This is a genomic window from Terrisporobacter mayombei (genome assembly GCF_020748465.1).
Classification (GTDB): domain Bacteria; phylum Bacillota; class Clostridia; order Peptostreptococcales; family Peptostreptococcaceae; genus Terrisporobacter; species Terrisporobacter mayombei.
On record NZ_JAHZMP010000277.1, the window covers coordinates 1 to 439 of the forward strand.

Consider the following 439-nt stretch of genomic DNA (forward strand, 5'->3'; position numbering starts at 1 on the left):
ACCTCTTTTAGAAATCAACTCTCTGAGCTTTTCATATAAAGTAAATTTACCCCCTGTTTTCAATAATCTGTCGCTTAAGATTGAGCAGGGAGAGTTGATAGGTCTGCTTGGAGAAAATGGAGCCGGGAAGACCACTCTTTTTAACCTTATCAGGGGCGGAGTCAGTAATTATGAAGGGACCCTCAAGCGAAATTTCTCTGGTGGAGAATTAGTAAGTCTACCTCAAGTCATAAATCTTTCAGGTACACTAAGGAATGAGGAGGTTCTTGATTTGATTTGCTGCTTCAATAAGTTAACTAAAAAACAGGCATGGACAGAGCTTAATCATAAATGGAATGATAATTTTTTCATTCGCTATGATAAAATAAGACGTAAAAGGACTTACACGGTAAGTTATGGAGAGAAGCGTTGGCTTATCATATCTTTGATGCTAACGCTT

1 protein-coding gene is annotated in these 439 nt (G+C 37.8%); it reads left to right on the forward strand.

Annotated elements, in window-relative coordinates; translation table 11 throughout:
* Positions 1-439, forward strand: a 439-nt coding sequence (locus K0039_RS25490) for an ATP-binding cassette domain-containing protein (RefSeq protein WP_228106918.1), incomplete at both ends; no start/stop codon positions are given.